The sequence below is a fragment of the Nonomuraea sp. NPDC050022 genome, assembly GCF_044460705.1.
GTDB lineage: Bacteria > Actinomycetota > Actinomycetes > Streptosporangiales > Streptosporangiaceae > Nonomuraea.
Genome location: NZ_JBITKE010000015.1, coordinates 1 through 18,864, shown reverse-complemented (window position 1 = coordinate 18,864; position 18,864 = coordinate 1). Strand labels below are relative to the sequence as shown.

Here is an 18,864-nt window from a genome sequence, read left to right as displayed (position 1 = left end):
CGGACAGCCGATGACTTGCGCGCGACGTGGGACACACTCGAACGGCTCTGGCTGGAAACGGCACTCCAGCTGACGGTCCGGTGGGGCTACGCTGCTCACCCTTGCCGGCGACCAGCCCGCCCCCTGCTCGGCACTCGCCGGAGCAGGCCGGGACTGGAGTGAACACGTAGCGGTATGAACGACGCCGAGGTCAGCGTCCGGTGAGGCCGTCGAGCATCAGGTTGAGGGTGAACTCGAACCGCTCGTGCCCGGTGCCGGCGGTCAGTTCGGCCGCGTGCCGCCTGGTGTTGGGGAATCGGTCCTCGGGGAGGGCGGCGAAGCGGTTCAGCAGCTCGTCGCGAGATAGAACCCACTCATCGTCGGCGCCTTCCCCGCCGGCTCCGGTGTTGTCGCTCTGCCGTGTGGTGCGCAGGGAGGCTTCCAGGCTGTAGGCGTTGACGTACAGGGTCAGGGCGTCGCCGGCCCAGGCCGCGGTCTGCGCCGGTACGCCGCCGGCGAGGAGGATCGAAAACAGCCCCTCGCCGACGCGCAGGGTTTCCAGGTTCGTCGGTACGACGGCCAGGGCGGCGCGGGAGATGCCGGGGTATTTCAGGTATTGGTCGCGCATCTGCGCGCACACGCCGATGATCTGTTCTCGCCAGGTGGCCGGGTCGGGCTCGGGGAGGACCAGCGCGGCGCTGAGGCGGCCGATGAGCAGGTCGTCCAGGTCGGTCTTGTTGACCACGTGGAAGTACAGCGACGCGGGCCCGGTCTTGAGGGCGGTGGCCACACGCCGCATGGTCAGCGCTTCGTACCCCTCGGCCGCCACGATGCCCAGCGCCGTGTCGACGATCAGGTCGACGGTGATCGGCTGCTTGCGGCGGGCGGGCGCGGCAGCGCGGGCGGCGGTGTCCTGGTCGGTGGGCTGCTGATGCCGGGCCGCGCGCCGCTGCTCGGGAGTGGACCTCATGGGGTCACCTTACCAGCGAATAGAACACCTTTCCATTTGAATGGAGCACTGTTCTATAGTAGAACAGTGTTCTATGGATATAGATGAGCGCACTCCACCTGCGACGACGCTGAGCCTGCGGCACGCGTGGGCCGTCCTGGCCGTCGTCTTCATCGCCGACGTCATGGACCTGATCGACTCCAGCGTCGCCAACCTGGCCGGGCCCTCCATTCGCGCCGACCTGGGCGGCGGCCCGGTCACCCTGCAATGGGTGCTCACCGGCTACACCGCGGCCTTCGCCCTCGGCCTGGTCACCTCCGGGCGGCTGGGCGACTTGCTCGGCCGCCGCCGGCTGTTCCTGATCGGCATGACCGGTTTCACCCTGGCCTCGCTGGCCTGCGGTCTGGCCCCGAGCGTCGCGTTCCTGATCGTCGCCCGCATCCTGCAGGGCCTGTTCGGATCCGTCATGATCCCGCAGGGCCTGGCCCTGGTGAAGGTCGTCTTTCCGCCCGAGCACCTACGCAAGGCCCTGATCCCGTTCGGCCCGGTGATGGGCCTGGCCACCGTGGCCGGGCCGATTCTGGCGGGCTGGCTGCTGCATATGGACCTGTTCGGCAGTCAGTGGCGGTCCATCTTCCTGATCAACGTCCCGATCGGCGTCATCGCCGCCGCGCTGGGCTGGCGTGTCCTGCCCCGCCGTGGCGGTGAGGACGCCACCGTCCGCCTCGACCTCACCGGTGTGGCCCTGCTCACCGCCGCCTCGGCCCTGCTCATCATCCCGCTCGTCCAAGGCCGCGAGCTCGGCTGGCCCGTGTGGACGTACGCCATGATGATCGCCGCCGCCGTCGCCCTGGCGCTGTTCGTCGTCTCCGAACGCCGCAGCCGGCACCCGCTCATCACGCCCTCGCTGTTCGGCAAGCGCAGCTTCGTCGTCGGCCTGGTGATCACCGGCGGGTTCTTCGCCTCACTGGGCGGCTTCACCCTGGTCATCAACCTGCTGCTCCAGCTCGGCATGCGCTGGACTCCCATCCACGCCGGGCTCACCCTGATCCCCTGGGCCCTCGGCACGGCCATCGCCGTCGGCCTGGCCGGCGCCTTCCTCGCCGAGAAACTCGGCCGCGCCACCCTGCAGATCGGCCTCGCCCTCGCCGTCACCGGCCTGCTCGCACTGTGGTGGACCGTCGCGCACTTCGGCACCGCGATCACCTCATGGAACCTGGCCCCGGCACTGCTGATCACCGGCTTCGGCTCCGGCCTGATCTTCGTCCCGCTGGTCGACTACATCCTCGGCGACGCCACCCCCGAAGAGGCCGGTACTGGCGCGGGCATGCTCAACGCGGTCCAGCAGTTCGCCGGAGCCCTCGGCGTCGCCGCACTCGGCACGGTCTTCTTCGCCCGCGCCGGCCACCCCACCACTGGCTCCTATACCGCCGCCGCCGAACTCGTCTTCGTCATCGCGGCCGCCCTCTACTTCCTCACACTCCTCCTGGTCAGCCTGCTCCCCAAACACGCCCAACAAGCCCACGGCTGAGCCACGTAACCCGTCGGCTGGACGCCCCTCACCGTGCGCGAGCGCGAGGTGCTCATCGAGGTCGGGCTGGTCGATTGACCCAGGGCTTGGCTTGTCGAAGAAGTAAGTGCTGGTCATAGGACTGGTCGAGGCTGAGCCAGCCCTGTTGAGCCCTCTCTGGCTCTCCTGCGTCCGGTGGCTATAACGGAGCGGCATTGATCTTCGTCGTGACGCCCCGGGGGACAACGTGATGACCCATATAGGACGAATGGCCGCCGGTGTGGGCCTGCTCGCCGCCCTGTGCGTGCCGGGGCAGGCGGTCGCCGATCCCGAACCGCCCCCAGCAGGGGCGGCGCCGCCGGTGATGGACCTGGTGCTGGACGGCGATTCGCTCTCTCTGCACGACTCCTTCGCGATCCTCGAAGGCCGTCCCGTCGTCGTGCGGCTCGCGGCGGACGCGTGGGCCCACATGAACCAGACGCGAACCGGAGCGCTGGCCGCCCTGGACGACCAGCGGGTGTACGGGTGGAACCAGGCGCTCGGACCGCTGAAGGACCGTCCGCTGACGGCCGAGCAGGCGGAGCAGTTCCAGCGCAACGTGCTGCGCTCCCACGCCGCGGGCGTCGGGGAGCCGCTGCCCGACAACGTGGTGAGACTGGCCCTGATCCTCAAGGCGAACCAGCTGGCCAGAGGAACGGTCGGCGTGCGCCCCGAGGTGCCCCAGCGGCTGCTGGCCATGGTCAACGCCGGGGTGGTGCCGCGAATGCCGCAAATCGGCTCGCTGGGCACCGGAGACCTGCAGCCGCAGGCGGCAGCGGGACTGGCGGCGATAGGCGAGGACGCGCCGGTGCGCTACCGGGGTGAGGAGGGACCCGCCTCCGAGCTGCTGCCGAAGGCCGGGCTGGCCGGCGACTTCACCTTGCAGGCCGGGGAAGCGCTGCCGATCATCAGCGGCAGCACCGTCCTGGCCGCCACGCTGATGGACGCCGTACACCGGGCCACCGTACTCGCCGACCAGGCAGAGGGCGCCTTCGCCCTGTTCATGGAGGCGACCAGGGCCGAGCAGGGATCGCTGGACGCGCGTACCCACAAAGAACGCCGCATCCCTGAGCAGAACGCGATCGCGGCGCGTCTGCGCGCGATGGTGGCGGGCTCGGGCTGGATGACGGAAGAGGGCCGCCGGCGCCTCGATCCGGCGGACTACCACCCGCGGGTCCAGGACGCGGTGTCGGTGCGGGCGGCGCCGCACATCATGGCCGGGCTGCGGCAGGTGCTCGCCGACACGCGCCGGGCTCTGGTACGGGAGGCCAATGCTTCGACCTCCAACCCGCTGATCTTCAAGCGCGACCAAGGGCCGGGGTACGAGTTCGTGATGGGCGGCAACTGGGACGGCTCCGTCATGGGGCACCTCGCCGACACCGTGAACGCGGAGATCACCGACATTGGGGTGCTGTCGCAGGAACTGTCGGGGCGGCTGCTGTCCCCCAGGTGGAGCTACGGCCTGCCGGCCAATCTCGTCGGCGGGACGGTCGGCCTGAACTCCGGAATGGTGCAGGTGCAGACGGTGGCCGCCGCGCTGATCCCGGAGATGCAGGCCAGGGCCACACCCGCGGGCACCCTGTCCCGGCCGGTCAAGGATGGGCAGGAGGACCACAACACGATGGCGATGGCCTCGGTCCGGCACCTGCACGAGAACCTCGACCGGCTGGAAATCGTCCTGGCGGTCCAGTACCTGATGTCCGCTCAGGGAATCGACCTCATCGCGCAGCAGATGTCCGGCCTGCCGCTCGGCACCGGCACGCGGACCCTGCTGGCGGAGCTCAGGGAGTACATCACGCCCCTGGGTGATGACCGCTATCTCACTCCTGACCTGGAGCGGGCCATCTGGCTGGTGCACAACCAGCATCTGGTGCCGTACGTCGCGGGGTGATGCGAGTGGCGCGACTGTCCGTCTCCTCGGGCGGCCGGGTGACCGCGGCTACGGGGTTGCGGGCGTCAGCGGCGGATCGGACGGCGGCATGTACGAACCGTCCCTCTCCTTCAGTCTTCACCGGCAAGGGACACGAGAACAAGACTGTTTCTAGTTGCTCAATCTTGTGAGACTGACGGGCATGACCAGCCTGAACGAACATGACTTTGCTGATCTCGTCCGTCGGCTCGCGCATGTCCGCTGGATCGCCGGAGGTGCCGGCGCGGGCAAGAGCACCCTCAGCCAGGTCTTGGCCGAACGCTATGACGTGGTCGTTTATGACGGCGATCTGGCCGAACGTCACTACATCCAGCGGTGTTCCCCGCAGCGACATCCGTACATGTGCGCACTGCTGCAAACACCCCTGGAACAGAGATGGACGGGCCGCACGCCGGAAGAGATCTTCCAGAGCATGCCCAGTCTGCACGGCGAGACCATCGGACTCGTCATCGAAGACCTGCTCACCCTGCCAACCGACCGCCCCGTTCTGGTCGACGATTTCCGTACCCTGCCCGAACACGTCGCACCATTGCTGAAGTGGCGCGAGCAAGCTGTATTTCTGCGGCCAACGCCCGAATTCCGGCGCCATGCATTGGGCACTCGATTCGCTGACCCAGCCCGAGCGCGAGCAAACTGGGGAAACTGCGACCACGTCGAGGCGATGGCGAATCGGCTGGGCCGCGACGAGCTCTGGGACGACGAGGTACGACGCCAGGCTCTCAAGCAGGATTTGCCGCTGCTGGAGGTCGATGGCTCTCGAGGCATTGCTGAGTTGGCCAACGAACTGGCGGCGAGGTTTCTCCTGGCGCGGAACTGACTGTGCACGCCCGGCTGGTCTTCTGGGAGACACCTGAACGGACGTAGCTTGCTAGGCCGCGTGGCTAAATGGGTTGGTTTCAACTACTAGAGCTGGTAGAACGCCACAGGCAGGGTGATCGCGGGCGAAGCTCCGATATACGTGAGGTTCCAGCGCCCGACAGTGACGGGCCCGCTTTCACCGTGACGAATACCGAAAGTCCAGCTTCATGACGAGGACAAATGGTCCTTTCCTGGGTCTTGGCCCGACATGTTGATTCGCTCCCCATTCTGAAAGGGCCACCCCATGTATCCGCCACCCCCCTCCCACCCGGGCTACCCGCCACCACCGATGCCCCTACGTCCGGTCCGCGGCGTCGCCATCTTCGCCGTGGTGGCTCTGGTGTGCGACTCCCTCGTCGGCATCGTCGCGGTCGGGATCGACCTCTGGTACGCCTCATTCGTGGACCGCATGGTCGTTGACCTCGACTCCGTGCCCGAGGCGGAGATCGACACGGCCGACCTCGTCTACGGCTTGTCCGGCATCCTCGAGGCGGTCGTCTACGTCGTGGCCATCGTGGCGTTCCTGGTGTGGTTGTTCAAGGTCAGGGCGAACGCCGAGATCCTTTCACCCGGCGGCCACCGGCGCGGCCAGCCGTGGCTGATCTTCGGCTGGGTGGTGCCGATCGTCAACTTCTGGTTCCCCAAGCAGATCGTGGACGACATCTGGTACGCCTCCTCCCGCGTCCCCTCGCCTCCTCGGGGGCTGTTCAACGCCTGGTGGGCGGCTTGGCTGATCGGCACCTGGGTGACCAGCTTGGGGAGCCGCCTGCTGTTCAGGGCCGACGAGTTGGAGTCGCTGGCCGCTGCTGCGCGGTTCGATGTGGTGAGCATCGTGCTGATGCTCATCGCGGCCGTGCTGGCGATCGGCGTCATCCGCAAGATAACCGAGGCCCAGGAGGAACAGCGAGGGCCTGTCCGCTTGCGGCCACTCGCCCATTCTGGGGTGGACGATCAGGGATATGGCACTGATGCTGGTGCACAGTACTGTCATGATCATCGGCCGATTGGGAGAGCCGTATGAAGACCCGTACCTGGACTCGCCGTGCCGCCGCTTTGACCGCCGGCCTGGTCGCCGTGCTGGCGCTGGGCATCACTCCCGCGCATGCGGACACCGTGATCCGCAAGCCGCAACAGCCATCGCCGCAAGCGGCCATGGTGCTGTCCGACGGCGAATCGGGCTGCAACCGCGCGGTGTGAGGCGCGGCAGTACATTTCCCCCCTAACCGGCAGGGCAGGGGGACGGGGGGACGGTTCCAGAGCAACCCGCCCAGGGCACGCACATTGAGTACGAGGTACTCAGGCCATGCCGGCCCCACGCCAGCACGCTGGGTCACATGAAGTCACACATCCTTCGTACAGCAGCCGTCATCGCTCCCCTCCTCGCCCTCGGTGCGACCACCGCCACCCCGGCATCCGCCGCGCCGTCGGCCACGGCCGTCTGGGCCGCGTCGAACGTCCAGCTCGTGAACTGGCAGACCGGCAAGTGCCTGACCATCGCCGGTGGCGTCAGCACCGAGAACAACGTCCACGCCGTCCAGTACACCTGCGACAGCCACCCCTCCCGCCGCTGGGACGTCTGGGGCTACTCCAGCGCGTACCTGCAGGTCAAGAATCGCCAGACCGGCAAGTGCCTGACCATCGCCGGTGGCGTCAGCACCGAGAACAACATCGTCGCCCTCCAGTACACCTGCGACACCCACCCCTCGCGCTACTGGGCGCTTGGCAATCAGATCGGCCAACACCTCCAATTCCGGAACGTCCAGACCGGCAAATGCCTGACCATCGCCGGCGGCGTCAGCACCGAGAACAACGTCGAGGCCGTCCAGTACACCTGCGACAGCCACCCCTCCCGCTTCTGGGAAATCCGCGACTATTACGGCTGAGCCCCCACAAAGCCTTCAGCAGGGGAAAACCAGTACAGCGGGCGGGATTACCGTCGCCCTAAGTCGAGAATTTCGACCTCGTGACCGCAATGGCCGCCCCAGCGCAGGGTGGCGGTACGAGAAGAGGGACTCAACCATGCCCAAGTACATGATCCAGGCGACCTACACCGCGGATGGCCTCAAAGGAGTGCTGCGAGATGGCGGCACCGGACGCCGGCAAGCGGTGGAGCGCATGGCGGAAAGCGTCGGCGGGCGGGTCGAGCAGATGTATTTCGCGTTCGGCGAGACGGACACGTATGTGATCGTCGAGCTGCCGAGCAACGCGGCTTCGGCCGCTGTGGGGCTCACGATATCGGCGACCGGGGCGGTGCGAACGAAGACGGCGGTCCTGCTGACGCCAGAGGAGATCGACGATGCCGCGCGGATGGAGGTGGCATACCGGGCTCCTGGCGCCTGACAGATCTGTCCAGGCCGGGGGAGCGGGCACCAACCGGACGGGTCCTAGAGGCCCGTCACCAGCGGAAACGTGGTGACGGGCCGATCGCTTTATTGCGGACTCGTTACGGGGGCCACGTCTTGCCGTCTCCACGATGCTTGCTTTTAGCGTGTTTACGCGCGTGAACAACGATACGTCGCACCTGCTGAGACCTGACTTGCTCCGGCGAGGCTGGTGACGATCGTCGCGGCGCGGTGTCGGGCCACGTCGTGCAGGTCCCAGCAGACGGTGGTGAGCGGCGGGACCGCCAGACGTGCCGTGGGAATGTCGTCGGCTCCGACGGCGGCCATGTCGGTGGGGATGGCGAGGCCGTGGTCGTGCAGGCCGGCGAGTACGGCGAGCGCGGTCTCGTCGTTGAAGGCGCAGACACCCGTCACCGCCTGTTCGCGCCATCCGGTGATGGCCTGCGCCGCGCTGGCGATCTCCAGGTGTACGGTCAGCGCCACGGGAGGTTCGAGCTCGGCCTGCAGGCGGCCCAAGTGTCGCATGGGAGAGGCGTCCTCGGGCTCGGAGGGGAGCACGAGATCGGCGCCGGCCCGGTGCAGGGCCTGGACGGTGTCCTGGTCGAAGGAGGAGAAGCCGACGACCACGGAGGCTTCGACTGCAGCGCACACGTCGGGCAGTGACCGGCCGTGTGCCGCCGCGAGATGGGTGACCAGCGTCAGACCGTAGGCCGCCAGCGCGGTGGCCAGCTCTTCGACGGCTAGTGCTCCGCGCCCCAATCCCATAGGGCTTGCAGAACGGGGCCGAGGCGGCGCCCGTCTGCGGTGAGTGTGTAGGAGACCCGGGGCGGCCAGCCAGGCTGACGGTGGCGAGCGAGCACACCGGCTTCCGTCAGGTGCGCCAGCCGATCGGACAGGACCTTGTCCGACAGCGCGGGCAGGGCATGGCGGAGTTCGGTGAAAGTGCGATCTCCTTGCAGGAATTCGCGAATCACCAGGGTTGTCCAGCGGCCGTGCAGAGCCGCGAGGGTGATCTCCACCGGGCAGGAGGGGGTGGGTTCGGTGACGTTGGCGCGAGGGTCGTCGGGCAAGCCTGGCCGACCTGGGTGGCCAACCGTTTGGTGAGTCACGAGGGCGCCTCCTAGCGTTGCCGCGTCTGACTGATTTGTACCTGCTGGAAGGACATGCATCGATGATGCGGCAGCTTGCTGAACGCCCCGAGGACGTGCCCGCGGTGTTCGCCGAGCGGTTCAACACCGGGGATGTGGAGGCGGTGGCGGAAGTCTATGAGGGCGGGGCGGTGTTCGTCCCGGAGCCGGGCTCGCCGCTGACCGGGCAGGAGGCCCATGCCGCCAACGAGCGATTCTTGAGTCTCGGGCTGCCGATCACCGTTCGGCCGCGATACGTCTACACCGCCGGCGACATCGCCTTGCTGATCGTCGACTGGGTCATCGACGGGATGGATCGTGACGGCCGTCCCGTACACATTGAGGGCACCGCCACCGATGTCGCCCGACGCGGGCAAGATGGGCGCTGGCGATACGCCATCGACAACCCTTTCGGCGTGAAACCGGGAACCGGCGGCCAACCGTGATCTGTGAGCCGGGGGAGGCGGCAGTGCGGTCGTTTCCCCCCGCTCAGGTGTCATCGGCGCAGGCCGAGCCGTTGGATGAGGCGTCGGTAGCGTTCGATGTCGGTGTTACGTAGGTACTTCAGCAGTCGCCGACGACGACCGTTGAGCTTCTGCAACCCGTGACGGCTGTGATGGTCCAGCTGATGGATGCGCAGATGCGCGGTGATGTCGCCGATCCGATGGGTCAACAGCGCGATCTGCACTTCAGGGCGAGGAGCTGCAAGCTCGGTCGTTTACGGCCGAGAAGCTGACGTGAACCGGTGTCACCCTCGAAGGTCGCGTACTCCGCGATGATCGCTTTCTTGCGCGCGTCTTCCAGCGCCATGATCTCCTGTTTTCTGGAGGTCGGTCAGCGCGCGCAGGTAGGCCGCCGCAGCGGGGGCCCGAAGTGTCAGGGCCGCCGGGCATGCTCACGCTGACTGGGGTTTTCCCTGCCGCATTGATCAGAGTCGGTAAACATGCTGGCTCTCCTCCCGTACCGCGACACGATCCAGAAAGGCGTTCGGCGTTCCTGCTCGCCGTACCGTCGTGCCGATCCTTGGCCGGTCGACTCGCAAAGCACAACTGGTTTATCCCTGCGATGGTCTGGCCGGTGCCAGATGGGCGCGTTCGCCCTGCGCGCTGAACAGGGTGAGCACCTCCGCGGACTGGCTGTCGGCGCTGCCGATCCAGTGCGGTACGTGGGTGTCGAACTCCGCGGCCTCGCCGACGCCGAGCCGGAACTCCTGCTCGCCGAGCACGAACCTGACGTGTCCGTTGAGGACGTAGAACCACTCGTATCCCTCGTGGGTCCGCAGGTTCATCGTGGGTGCCCGGCCGGCGGGTGGATAGATCACCTTGTACGCCTGTATGCCACCGGCCCGCCTGGTCAGTGGCACCATCACCAGTCCGGATCGTCGCACTGGTCGCAGATGGATACGCGGGTCGCCGGTGGGCGGCGCCGCGACGAGATCATCGAGCGGGACGCCGTGCGCCCGGGCCAGAGGCAGTAGCTGTTCCAGCGTAGGCCGGAGCTTGCCGTTCTCGAGACGGGACAGAGTGCTCGCGGTGAGACCGGTTTCGTCGGCCAGCGCCGCCAGCGTGGTGCTCCGCGCCTTGCGCAGGGCGCGTAGACGCGGCCCGACTCCGGCCAACACGTCTTCTGCGGGGTTGTTCATGCCTCCCGATAATGCGGATCCGCAACTTTTCTTGCAAGCGGGAAGCGGCGGTGGCGATGCTGTCGTACATCACGGGCGCCGAAAGTGCCTATCACGACTGACGAAGGGGCAACCCTTATGGATTCCACCCGAAACCGACAACCCACCGCCGACGCTACGGGCGATCAGGACGCCGAGCTGTTCTGGGAGCGGCACTACCGCACCCGGCGTACCTGGGACGCACGCGTCAACCCGCTGCTCGCCGAGATCGCCGCGCCGCTGCGCCCCGGCGCCGCCCTCGATCTGGGCTGCGGCGCCGGCGGCGACGCCATCTGGCTCGCCCAGCAGGGCTGGCACGTCACCGCCGTGGACATCTCCACCACCGCCGTCGAACGGGTACGGGAACGCGCCCGCGATCTCGGCATCGCGGACCGGGTCGCCACCGAACAGCACGATCTGGCCAGAAGCTTCCCGGCCGGCCAGTTCGATCTCGTCTCCGCCCAGTACTTCCAGACCCCGTTCCCGTTGCTCCGCGGCCAAGTCCTGCGCACCGCCGCACAGGCCCTGCGCCCCGGCGGTCTGCTGCTGATCGTCGACCACGGCTCCACCGCGCCCTGGTCATGGAACCAGGACCCCGACATCCACTACCCCACACCCACCGAGATCGCCGCCGAACTCGATCTCGACCCCGCGCACTGGTCCGTCCTGCGCGCCGACATGCCCCGCCGCCAGGCCACCGGACCCGCAGGTGAGACCGCAACTGTCATCGACAACATCCTGCTCATCCAACGAACCGCCTGAACCACAACCGCCTGAACCACAGTGGAGTGACTCGATGCAGCGATCCAGAACACGGACGAAGGACACCACGCCGCCGCGGACCGGCGCCGACGAGAAGGCCACCCTGCGGGGCTTCCTCGACTATCTGCGGAACGCGATCGCGGACAAGGTCGCGGGCGTGCAGGAACCGCAGGTCCGTACGGCCGCAGTGCCCTCGGGCACCAACCTTCTGGGGCTGGTCAAGCACCTGGCGTTCGTCGAACGGTTCTACTTCCTCGGGGAGGATGCCGGCGACTGGCCCGCGACCATGCGGCCGTCCGCGCAGGACACCGTCGACGGCGTACTCGCCGACTACCGGAAGACCATCGAGCGGGCGAACCAGGTCATCGACGCCTGCCTGGACCTGGCCCTTCCCGCCCCGCGACCCTCGCGCCCAGGGCCGGCGCCATCGATGCGATGGGTCCTGGCGCACATGATCGAGGAGACCGGCCGGCACGCCGGCCACGCCGACATCCTCCGCGAGCAGATCGACGGATCGACCGGCCGCTGACCAGCCGGGCCCTTGCCGAGCGGCTCACGACCGCTGATGACCCGGGGCGGACGTACCAGTCACTCCGGATCTCACGCCGCCACGCGCGCCTACCGGGCAGTTCCTGTCAGCAGAGCCGTCCAGACTCCCCATGCTTCCTTCGTCGACGATGGGGCAGTTTCGTGGATCTGGGGCCGTCGTCGAGTTGGATAGTGCGGCGGATGAAGGCTTGACCGCTTCCGGCGCACAGTTCGTACACCGTGGCGCGGCAGTCGCATGTCCAGGCGAGCGATCGTGTCCTGTGGATGCGGAGGCCGGAGACGTGCCACTCCAGGCGGACATGGTCGCGCTCCGCCATCGCCACATGCGGACTGATACACCGGTCAGGGGCGATCTCCGGAGGAGTCATGGCCGCATCTTAAGCTGTGAAAGCTATAGCGCGCTATAGCGCGCCGTCCATCGCCATGGCACGCAACAGCTTCCTACCGTTCATGGGTGGTGGAGTTGAGGGCGAATCGGCCCAGGTGGCGGCAAGTCCACGCGATCATCGTGGTGCGCATCCGCACGGGTGAGTACAAGGCCGGCGAGCGCATCCCGTCCCTTATCGCACTCATTGAGGAGTTCGGCATCGCCAACGCCACTGGTCAGAAGGTCATGCGGGCTCTGCGGGCGGACGGCCTGATCCGCACCGAACCCGGCATGGGCAGCTTCGTGACCACCCCAGAGGAGCGTCAGGCGGTCGAAGGCCAGTGATCGGGGGCCCGCAACTGCCGTGTGAGGATGCCCGGGTCAACGGCCTCAGCCGCCGGCGGTGGACAGGAGATCGAGTGTGTGAGTGAGGGCGGCGCGGCCTCTGCGCAGAGCGGCGGCCGGATCGGTCCCGGAGGGGCCCTGCCAGCGCAGATAGACCACGGTAGAACTCCGCCGTACGGACACCGCGACGTGCGTGACAGAGTCCTGACCGGCGGCCAAGGTCTCGATCTCGCCAATCCATGGGCCCCTGGTGAAGGGCTCGACGCGGGGGCGGACATTCTTGAAGACCGCGTCGCGGAAGTCGCAGCTCCTTCCCCCGCTCTTGCCTGGTCCGGCCCAAAGAAGTGGCCGGACGCGCTCCTGCTCGGCGCTCTGCTCATCGGGCAGGAACAGCACGTCCTCGCGGACGGAGACCTCACCGATCAGGCGACGCGTGATGGCGGGCGCGCTGCCGTACACGTTCTCGTTGAAAGCCAGTGAGCAGATCCAGTCATGGTCGGCATCAGTAGGGCTCGACCACGGCGCCATGTCCTCGCCGTACACGGACGGCGGGGGCAGAGCCGCGGCCATCGCTGTTGAGGCCGCGGGGGCGGCGCCGGCCGGTGCGGGGCTGGTGGGAGCACCGCCTACGGCGGCCAGCACGGACGTTGCCACGGCGGCGCCTTGGAGCAGCGGCGGCCGACCCGGTAGGCCGCCCGCCTCGAATTCCCAGTCCCACGACACTTCGGCCAGCAGCGCGCCACGGGCGGCCACGATCGTCGCCCTGGCGCCCGAGTCGCCATACTCCGTCCAGTTCTCCGTGGTGACCAGGGCCTGCATGCCGCGCCATCCCCAGCGGTCGAAATCGGCCACCTCGCTGAGCGCATAGTCAGGGCGATCATCGCACTGCTCGGTGCCGCGCCGGGCTGCCGCGACCAAGCGGGTCGCCTGCGTGGGCGAGGTGATCCAGAACCGTACCTCCAACGGCCTTGCCACCTCCCCAGCGCGCAATTGCGCGGTGTAGCCGGGCACGCCCTCGGGTGGCAGCCGTGCCTCGACGCCCTGTCCCTGTCCCGGCCAGCACCAGTGCAACAAAGGGGTGTTCAAGCTCAGTGCGTAGGGCGCGTAGGTGACGCCGATGTCCTCCAGGCCGCGGTCGACGTCATCGTTCGCGCGGCCCCGCAGTCGCTCAGCGATCTCCTCGACGGAGGCCGCCGCGTCCTTGGGCATCGGCAGCGCGGGCATAGGCAGCTGATCGAGACCACCGAGGGTGAACAATAGGGTGACAGCTGCGGCGGCGACGCGCAGCCCACGAGCCCTGGCAAGATCCACAACGAATACGACGCCGTGCACATGATCAAGGTTCACCTGGTCCGCAAGCGTTCTCAGCGGTCGTCGCATGGGATGCGGAATCTCGGAAGCCCGGATGATCCTGCTGCGTTGGATCGGTTTCCCGACCCCCACCGTGAAGCAGCTGATCCACTACCAGTCACCCCCTAAAGCTGGGTTTCACGCACCGCTTTAGGCCAAGGGCGTGAAGTTAAGCGCTGGTTGATTCTGTCAATAGCGATCCCGGGCATGGTCCGGGATCGCAGGACACGGCGGACCAGCATGGGCTTGGCTCCGCGCTCACCGTCTCGGCGTCGCAGCTACCTCGAGGTAGGCCGTGGCCGGAATATGGGTGGCGAATCTGCCGAGTAGTTCGAGATCATCCGGCCATGTCGGATGATGCTTCAGGACAGTACCGAGTAGGCGAGACGGCTCTGCTGGCCGTGGTGCGGGAAGCCGAGCCATTGGTCGGGAGCTGGCGGCGGCGTCTTGATTCCTCCGCGAACGCGGGGATTCCCGCGCACGTGACGGTGCTTGTTCCCTTCCTCGACATCGATCGCATCGGGCCCGCGGTCATCGACGATTTGACCGCGCTGATCGGCGCGCACAGCCCGTTCGCCGTCCGCTTCGACGAGTGCCGGCGTTTCCCTGGCGTGCTCTACCTCGCGCCGACGCCCGAGCAGCCGTTCCGTGCCCTGACCGAGGCCGTCGCGGCGCGATGGCCCGAAGCGCCACCGTACGGCGGACAGTTCGCGGAGGTCATCCCGCACCTGACGGTCGCCCACGGCCAGCAGGACCAGGTGTTCCACGAGGTGGAAGCCGCGATCACCCCACGATTGCCGGTCACTGCCCACGTGTCGTCGGTCAGCCTGTTCGTCAGCGACGGCCACCGCTGGCACCAACACGCCGAGTTCCCGTTGCTCGGATGATCGTCATTCTCCGGTGACCTGGCTGCGCTCGATGAGCTCCAGCACCGCGTCCCTGGTTTCGCGGAAGACGGCGACGGTGTCGGCGGCGGCCGCGGTGATGGCCGGTTCGCCCGGAGCGACCGGCGGTTCGAGCAGCTGGGCCACGGTGTCGGCGAGGATCTCGTAAGGGTCGTCGACGCCGAGCGTGGCCGTCGCCGGGTCGGACATGGCCATGCCGAATCCGGTGAGCACGGCGTGCACGGTGTACGCCTGGTCAGGCCAGGGGCGGTCATGGCGGAGGAGGCCGTAGCGGTGGAGGATCGGCATGACCGCGTTGCACAGCGCGCTGGGCCTGGTGCGGGCGAACAACTCGCGGTCGCCGGCCTGCTGGGTGAGCAGCCGCAGCAGGTCGGGGTCGCCGCCGTAGAGGCGACCCGCCAGCGGGAGTCTCTCCGCCGTGCGGATCAGCAGCGGGGCCAGGCGGCGCGGCTGCACCACGGCGGGGTCGGCGGTGATGCGGGCGATGATCTCGTCCACGAGGGTCAGCAGTTCGCGGGCGAACAGCCCGAGGATGAGGTCCTCCTTGGCCGGCCAGTAAAGGTAGACGGTGCCCTTGCCGACGCCGGCCGTACGGGCGATCTCGCTGACCGTGACCTTGCGTACGCCGTGGTCGAGCACCAACTCGCGCGCGCTGTCCAGGATGCGGGCGGCTTTGCGCGATTGGTGCTCGATCAGCTGGCTCACCGGAGTCGTCCTCTTCCATGGCTCGTCACACGGCGGCGACGTCGAACTCTTTGTTCGTGAAGTCTGGGCCCTTCATTATTCTGCCCATGGCCTGCCCGAGGCCCGGCCGGTTCATCAGGCGGAGCATCACGGTGCGCATGATCTGCTCCCTGCGGTCGTGCGGGGTGAAGATCCTGCGCATGATGAACGCGCGATCCTCGCCGCCGCACGCGAGCTCGCCCTGCGGTCGGGCGTACGCACGGTAAGCCTGTGCGCCGTGGCGGCGGCCGTCGGGCTGGCGAAGTCCAATGTGGTGCGCTATTTCGGCACGCGCGAGGAGATCTATCTCGAACTCGCCGGTGCCCAGAAGTCGCTAGGCGCTTCTGGGCGCCCAGGAGTTACCAGGCGCCCAGAAGTCATAAAGCGGTCAGATCTCTTCGACGCTGCTCGGCTCACGCCGGGACAGATCGATGCCGAGCTCTTCCGCGGCGCGGAAGACGTCCTCGTCGGTGTCACGCATCTCGATGGACATGCCGTCGCTGGAGAGCACCTCGACATTCAGGCACAGCGACTGCATTTCCTTGATGAGGACCTTGAAGGACTCGGGGATTCCCGGCTCGGGGATGTTCTCGCCCTTGACGATCGCCTCGTAGACCTTCACGCGGCCCAAGACGTCGTCGGACTTGATCGTCAGCAGCTCCTGGAGGGCGTAGGCGGCGCCGTAGGCCTCCAGAGCCCACACCTCCATCTCACCGAAGCGCTGGCCACCGAACTGGGCCTTACCGCCGAGCGGCTGCTGGGTGATCATGGAGTACGGGCCGGTCGAACGTGCGTGGATCTTGTCGTCGACCAGGTGGAGCAGCTTGAGGATGTACATGTAGCCGACGCCGATGGGATAGGGGAACGGCTCCCCACTACGCCCGTCGAACAGCTGGGCCTTCCCACTGCGCTGCACCATCCGATCCCCGTCACGGTTGGGAATCGTGCTGTTGAGGAGGCCGACGATTTCTTCCTCGTGGGCGCCGTCGAAGACCGGGGTGGCCATGTTGGTGCGCGGGGCCACCTTCTCGAAGCCCTTGTCACGCAGGCGCTCCGCCCAGGCCTCCTGGACGCCGGAGATGTCCCAGCCGCGGGCGGCGATCCAGCCCAGGTGGGTCTCCAGCACCTGGCCGACGTTCATCCGGCCGGGCACGCCCAGCGGGTTGAGGATGATGTCGACCGGGGTGCCGTCCTCCAGGAACGGCATGTCCTCCACCGGGAGGATCTTGGAGATGACGCCCTTGTTGCCGTGCCGACCGGCCAGCTTGTCGCCATCGTTGATCTTCCGCTTCTGGGCCACATAGACACGGACCAGCTCGTTGACACCGGGCGGCAGCTCGTCGCCCTCCTCGCGGGAGAAGACCCGGACGCCGATGACCTTGCCCTGCTCCCCGTGCGGCACCTTCAGCGAGGTGTCCCGCACCTCGCGGGCCTTCTCACCGAAGATCGCACGCAGCAGCCGCTCTTCCGGAGTCAGCTCGGTCTCGCCCTTCGGCGTGACCTTGCCGACCAGGATGTCACCGTTCACTACTTCGGCGCCGATGCGGATGATGCCGCGCTCGTCCAGGTCGGCCAGGACCTCCTCGGAGACGTTCGGGATGTCCCGGGTGATCTCCTCCGGACCCAGCTTGGTGTCACGGGCGTCGACCTCGTGCTCCTCGATGTGAATCGAGGACAGGACGTCGTCCTGGACCAGCCGCTGGGACAGGATGATCGCGTCTTCGTAGTTGTGGCCCTCCCACGGCATGAACGCCACCAGCAGGTTCTTACCGAGGGCCATCTCACCGCTGTCGGTGCACGGCCCGTCGGCGATGACCTGGTTGACCTCCACCCGGTCGCCCTCGGCCACGATGGGCTTCTGATTGAACGAAGTGCCCTGGTTGGAACGCTTGAACTTGGCGACCCGATAGGTGGTGCTCGTACCGTCGTCGTTGGAGACCGTGATGTAGTCGGCGGAGACCTCCTGCACCACCCCGGCCTTCTCGGCGCTCACCATGTCGCCCGTGTCGGTCGCGGCCCGGTATTCCATCCCCGTCCCGACCAGGGGCGCTTCACTCTTGAGCAGCGGCACCGACTGGCGCATCATGTTGGAGCCCATGAGCGCGCGGTTGGCGTCGTCGTGCTCCAGGAACGGGATCATCGCCGTGGCGACCGACACCATCTGGCGCGGCGACACGTCGATGTAGTCGACCTCGTCGGCCCGCGCCAGCTCGGTCTCGCCACCCTTGGTACGGACCAGAACCCGCGCGTCGGCGAACGTGCCGTCAGGGTTGAGGATCGTGTTGGCCTGCGCCTTGACGAAACGGTCTTCCTCATCGGCGGTCAGGTAGTCGATCTGCTCGGTCACCTTGCCGTCGACGACCTTGCGATAAGGCGTCTCGACGAAACCGAAGGCGTTGATCCGCCCGTAAGAGGCCAGCGAACCGATCAGGCCGATGTTGGGACCCTCAGGGGTCTCGATCGGGCACATCCGGCCGTAGTGCGACGGGTGCACGTCACGAACCTCGAAGCCGGCCCGCTCACGCGACAGACCACCAGGACCCAGCGCGGACAGACGCCTCTTGTGCGTCAGCCCGTCGAGCGGGTTGGTCTGATTCATGAACTGCGACAGCTGCGAAGTGCCGAAGAACTCCTTCATGGACGCCACGACCGGGCGGATGTTGATCAGGGTCTGCGGCGTGATCGCCTCGACGTCCTGGGTCGTCATCCGCTCGCGCACGACGCGCTCCATACGGGCCAGACCCAGACGGACCTGGTTCTGGATGAGCTCACCGACGCTGCGCAGACGGCGGTTACCGAAGTGGTCGATGTCGTCGACCTCGACGATGACCTCGCGGTCGCCCGTGCCCGGCATCGATTCCTCGCCCGAGTGCAGCCGGACGATGTATTCGATGGCGGAGACGATGTCCTCTTCGGTCAGAGTGCCTTGAGTGATCGCGGAATCAACGCCGAGCTTCTTGTTGATCTTGTAGCGACCGACCTTGGCCAGGTCGTAGCGCTTGGGGTTGAAATACAGGTTCTCCAGCAGGGTCTGCGCCGACTCCTTGGTCGGCGGCTCACCCGGACGCAGCTTGCGGTAGATGTCCAGCAGCGCGTCGTCCTGGCCCGCCGTGTGGTCCTTCTCCAGCGTGGCGCGCATCGACTCGTACTGGCCGAACCGCTCCAGAATCGCCTCGCTGGTCCAGCCCAGTGCCTTGAGAAGCACGGTGACGGCCTGCTTGCGCTTACGGTCGATACGGACACCGACACTGTCCCGCTTGTCGATCTCGAACTCCAGCCAGGCACCCCGCGACGGGATGACCCTGCAGCCATAGAGATCCTTGTCGGACGTCTTGTCGACGCTACGTTCGTAATAGACCCCAGGCGAACGAACAAGCTGCGAGACCACGACACGCTCGGTGCCGTTGATGATGAAGGTGCCCTTGGGTGTCATGAGCGGGAAATCGCCCATGAACACCGTCTGGGACTT

General features: G+C 67.2%; 20 protein-coding genes and 2 pseudogenes. 13 read left to right on the top strand and 9 right to left on the bottom strand.

Annotation, left to right across the window (positions count from 1 at the left end; translation table 11 throughout):
- Positions 1 to 190: 190 nt before the first annotated feature.
- Positions 191 to 949, bottom strand: a complete 759-nt coding sequence (locus ACIBO2_RS47335) for a TetR/AcrR family transcriptional regulator (protein ID WP_397304418.1) — start codon at positions 947 to 949, stop codon at positions 191 to 193.
- Between the two features lie 73 nt (positions 950 to 1,022).
- Here ACIBO2_RS47335 and ACIBO2_RS47330 point away from each other — a divergent pair, with 73 nt between their 5' ends.
- The 7 genes from ACIBO2_RS47330 to ACIBO2_RS47300 all read left to right on the top strand — a co-directional run bounded on the left by ACIBO2_RS47330 (position 1,023) and on the right by ACIBO2_RS47300 (position 7,605).
- A complete protein-coding gene (locus ACIBO2_RS47330) occupies positions 1,023 to 2,459 on the top strand; it encodes an MFS transporter (protein ID WP_397304417.1) in 1,437 nt (478 codons plus the stop codon).
- Between the two features lie 229 nt (positions 2,460 to 2,688).
- Positions 2,689 to 4,368 carry a histidine ammonia-lyase gene (gene hutH / locus ACIBO2_RS47325; protein ID WP_397304416.1) on the top strand — a complete coding sequence of 560 codons (1,680 nt, stop codon included), beginning with the start codon at positions 2,689 to 2,691 and terminating at the stop codon, positions 4,366 to 4,368.
- 181 nt (positions 4,369 to 4,549) lie between these two features.
- Positions 4,550 to 5,224 (top strand): hypothetical protein, encoded by a 675-nt coding sequence (locus ACIBO2_RS47320; RefSeq protein WP_358553939.1) that lies wholly within the window; start codon positions 4,550 to 4,552, stop codon positions 5,222 to 5,224.
- Positions 5,225 to 5,554: 330 nt separating this feature from the next.
- On the top strand, positions 5,555 to 6,286 hold the full coding sequence (locus ACIBO2_RS47315) for a DUF4328 domain-containing protein (protein WP_397304415.1): 732 nt from the start codon (positions 5,555 to 5,557) through the stop codon (positions 6,284 to 6,286).
- Positions 6,283 to 6,462, top strand: a complete 180-nt coding sequence (locus ACIBO2_RS47310) for a hypothetical protein (protein ID WP_358553933.1) — start codon at positions 6,283 to 6,285, stop codon at positions 6,460 to 6,462. Before ACIBO2_RS47315 ends, ACIBO2_RS47310 begins: the two co-directional genes overlap by 4 nt.
- Before the next feature lie 137 nt (positions 6,463 to 6,599).
- Positions 6,600 to 7,148 (top strand): RICIN domain-containing protein, encoded by a 549-nt coding sequence (locus ACIBO2_RS47305; protein ID WP_397304414.1) that lies wholly within the window; start codon positions 6,600 to 6,602, stop codon positions 7,146 to 7,148.
- Between the two features lie 136 nt (positions 7,149 to 7,284).
- Positions 7,285 to 7,605, top strand: coding sequence for a GYD domain-containing protein (locus ACIBO2_RS47300; protein ID WP_357655454.1), 321 nt, complete (start codon positions 7,285 to 7,287; stop codon positions 7,603 to 7,605).
- 152 nt (positions 7,606 to 7,757) lie between these two features.
- Here ACIBO2_RS47300 and ACIBO2_RS47295 read toward each other — a convergent pair whose 3' ends face one another.
- Positions 7,758 to 8,372, bottom strand: a complete 615-nt coding sequence (locus ACIBO2_RS47295) for a substrate-binding domain-containing protein (protein WP_397304413.1) — start codon at positions 8,370 to 8,372, stop codon at positions 7,758 to 7,760.
- The gene (locus tag ACIBO2_RS47290) at positions 8,348 to 8,677 is read right to left on the bottom strand and encodes a winged helix-turn-helix transcriptional regulator (RefSeq protein WP_397304412.1); all 330 of its coding nucleotides are present in this window, start codon (positions 8,675 to 8,677) and stop codon (positions 8,348 to 8,350) included. Before ACIBO2_RS47290 ends, ACIBO2_RS47295 begins: the two co-directional genes overlap by 25 nt.
- Before the next feature lie 74 nt (positions 8,678 to 8,751).
- Here ACIBO2_RS47290 and ACIBO2_RS47285 point away from each other — a divergent pair, with 74 nt between their 5' ends.
- Complete coding sequence (locus ACIBO2_RS47285) at positions 8,752 to 9,180, top strand: YybH family protein (protein ID WP_397304411.1); 429 nt, start codon at positions 8,752 to 8,754, stop codon at positions 9,178 to 9,180.
- A gap of 50 nt (positions 9,181 to 9,230) precedes the next feature.
- Here ACIBO2_RS47285 and rpsO read toward each other — a convergent pair.
- Positions 9,231 to 9,544, bottom strand: a pseudogene (rpsO, locus tag ACIBO2_RS47280) (30S ribosomal protein S15).
- Positions 9,545 to 9,788: 244 nt separating this feature from the next.
- A complete protein-coding gene (locus ACIBO2_RS47275) occupies positions 9,789 to 10,376 on the bottom strand; it encodes an XRE family transcriptional regulator (protein WP_358553923.1) in 588 nt (195 codons plus the stop codon).
- Between the two features lie 117 nt (positions 10,377 to 10,493).
- Between ACIBO2_RS47275 and ACIBO2_RS47270 the strand changes: the two genes are divergently transcribed.
- The 3 genes from ACIBO2_RS47270 (at position 10,494) to ACIBO2_RS47260 (ending at position 12,417) form a co-directional block, all read left to right on the top strand.
- Positions 10,494 to 11,156: a methyltransferase domain-containing protein gene (locus ACIBO2_RS47270; protein WP_358553921.1), complete on the top strand. Its 663-nt coding sequence runs from the start codon at positions 10,494 to 10,496 to the stop codon at positions 11,154 to 11,156.
- Positions 11,157 to 11,190: 34 nt separating this feature from the next.
- A complete protein-coding gene (locus ACIBO2_RS47265) occupies positions 11,191 to 11,685 on the top strand; it encodes a DinB family protein (protein ID WP_397304410.1) in 495 nt (164 codons plus the stop codon).
- 474 nt (positions 11,686 to 12,159) lie between these two features.
- Positions 12,160 to 12,417 carry a GntR family transcriptional regulator gene (locus ACIBO2_RS47260; protein WP_397304409.1) on the top strand — a complete coding sequence of 86 codons (258 nt, stop codon included), beginning with the start codon at positions 12,160 to 12,162 and terminating at the stop codon, positions 12,415 to 12,417.
- Between the two features lie 45 nt (positions 12,418 to 12,462).
- Here the strand turns inward: ACIBO2_RS47260 and ACIBO2_RS47255 are convergent, their stop codons facing one another.
- Positions 12,463 to 13,749 (bottom strand): hypothetical protein, encoded by a 1,287-nt coding sequence (locus ACIBO2_RS47255; RefSeq protein ID WP_397304408.1) that lies wholly within the window; start codon positions 13,747 to 13,749, stop codon positions 12,463 to 12,465.
- Between the two features lie 365 nt (positions 13,750 to 14,114).
- On the opposite strand from ACIBO2_RS47255, the gene ACIBO2_RS47250 reads away from it, so the two are divergent.
- Positions 14,115 to 14,654: a 2'-5' RNA ligase family protein gene (locus ACIBO2_RS47250; RefSeq protein WP_358553913.1), complete on the top strand. Its 540-nt coding sequence runs from the start codon at positions 14,115 to 14,117 to the stop codon at positions 14,652 to 14,654.
- Positions 14,655 to 14,657: 3 nt separating this feature from the next.
- On the opposite strand, the gene ACIBO2_RS47245 is transcribed toward ACIBO2_RS47250, so the two are convergent.
- A complete protein-coding gene (locus ACIBO2_RS47245) occupies positions 14,658 to 15,377 on the bottom strand; it encodes a helix-turn-helix domain-containing protein (protein WP_358553911.1) in 720 nt (239 codons plus the stop codon).
- A gap of 25 nt (positions 15,378 to 15,402) precedes the next feature.
- On the bottom strand, positions 15,403 to 15,558 hold the full coding sequence (locus ACIBO2_RS47240; protein WP_358554198.1) for a hypothetical protein: 156 nt from the start codon (positions 15,556 to 15,558) through the stop codon (positions 15,403 to 15,405).
- On the opposite strand from ACIBO2_RS47240, the pseudogene ACIBO2_RS47235 reads away from it, so the two are divergent.
- Positions 15,535 to 15,699: pseudogene (locus ACIBO2_RS47235) on the top strand (TetR family transcriptional regulator); the annotation flags it as partial. The gene ACIBO2_RS47240 and the pseudogene ACIBO2_RS47235 sit on opposite strands and share 24 nt — an antisense overlap.
- 84 nt (positions 15,700 to 15,783) lie before the next feature.
- Here ACIBO2_RS47235 and rpoB read toward each other — a convergent pair.
- Positions 15,784 to 18,864 (bottom strand): DNA-directed RNA polymerase subunit beta (gene rpoB / locus ACIBO2_RS47230; RefSeq protein WP_397304407.1); only part of this gene is annotated, 3,081 nt, incomplete at its 5' end.

Coding starts and splice junctions, on each gene's coding strand:
- ACIBO2_RS47295 (WP_397304413.1), bottom strand. CDS start 8,372: ATGGGATTGGGGCGCGGAGCACTAGCCGTCGAAGAGCTGGCCACCGCG.
- ACIBO2_RS47305 (WP_397304414.1), top strand. CDS start 6,600: ATGAAGTCACACATCCTTCGTACAGCAGCCGTCATCGCTCCCCTCCTC.
- ACIBO2_RS47300 (WP_357655454.1), top strand. CDS start 7,285: ATGCCCAAGTACATGATCCAGGCGACCTACACCGCGGATGGCCTCAAA.
- ACIBO2_RS47240 (WP_358554198.1), bottom strand. CDS start 15,558: ATGCGCAGGATCTTCACCCCGCACGACCGCAGGGAGCAGATCATGCGC.
- ACIBO2_RS47315 (WP_397304415.1), top strand. CDS start 5,555: ATGCCCCTACGTCCGGTCCGCGGCGTCGCCATCTTCGCCGTGGTGGCT.
- hutH (WP_397304416.1), top strand. CDS start 2,689: ATGACCCATATAGGACGAATGGCCGCCGGTGTGGGCCTGCTCGCCGCC.
- ACIBO2_RS47250 (WP_358553913.1), top strand. CDS start 14,115: ATGTCGGATGATGCTTCAGGACAGTACCGAGTAGGCGAGACGGCTCTG.
- ACIBO2_RS47320 (WP_358553939.1), top strand. CDS start 4,550: ATGACCAGCCTGAACGAACATGACTTTGCTGATCTCGTCCGTCGGCTC.
- ACIBO2_RS47270 (WP_358553921.1), top strand. CDS start 10,494: ATGGATTCCACCCGAAACCGACAACCCACCGCCGACGCTACGGGCGAT.
- ACIBO2_RS47275 (WP_358553923.1), bottom strand. CDS start 10,376: ATGAACAACCCCGCAGAAGACGTGTTGGCCGGAGTCGGGCCGCGTCTA.
- ACIBO2_RS47330 (WP_397304417.1), top strand. CDS start 1,023: ATGGATATAGATGAGCGCACTCCACCTGCGACGACGCTGAGCCTGCGG.
- ACIBO2_RS47265 (WP_397304410.1), top strand. CDS start 11,191: ATGCAGCGATCCAGAACACGGACGAAGGACACCACGCCGCCGCGGACC.
- ACIBO2_RS47335 (WP_397304418.1), bottom strand. CDS start 949: ATGAGGTCCACTCCCGAGCAGCGGCGCGCGGCCCGGCATCAGCAGCCC.
- ACIBO2_RS47310 (WP_358553933.1), top strand. CDS start 6,283: ATGAAGACCCGTACCTGGACTCGCCGTGCCGCCGCTTTGACCGCCGGC.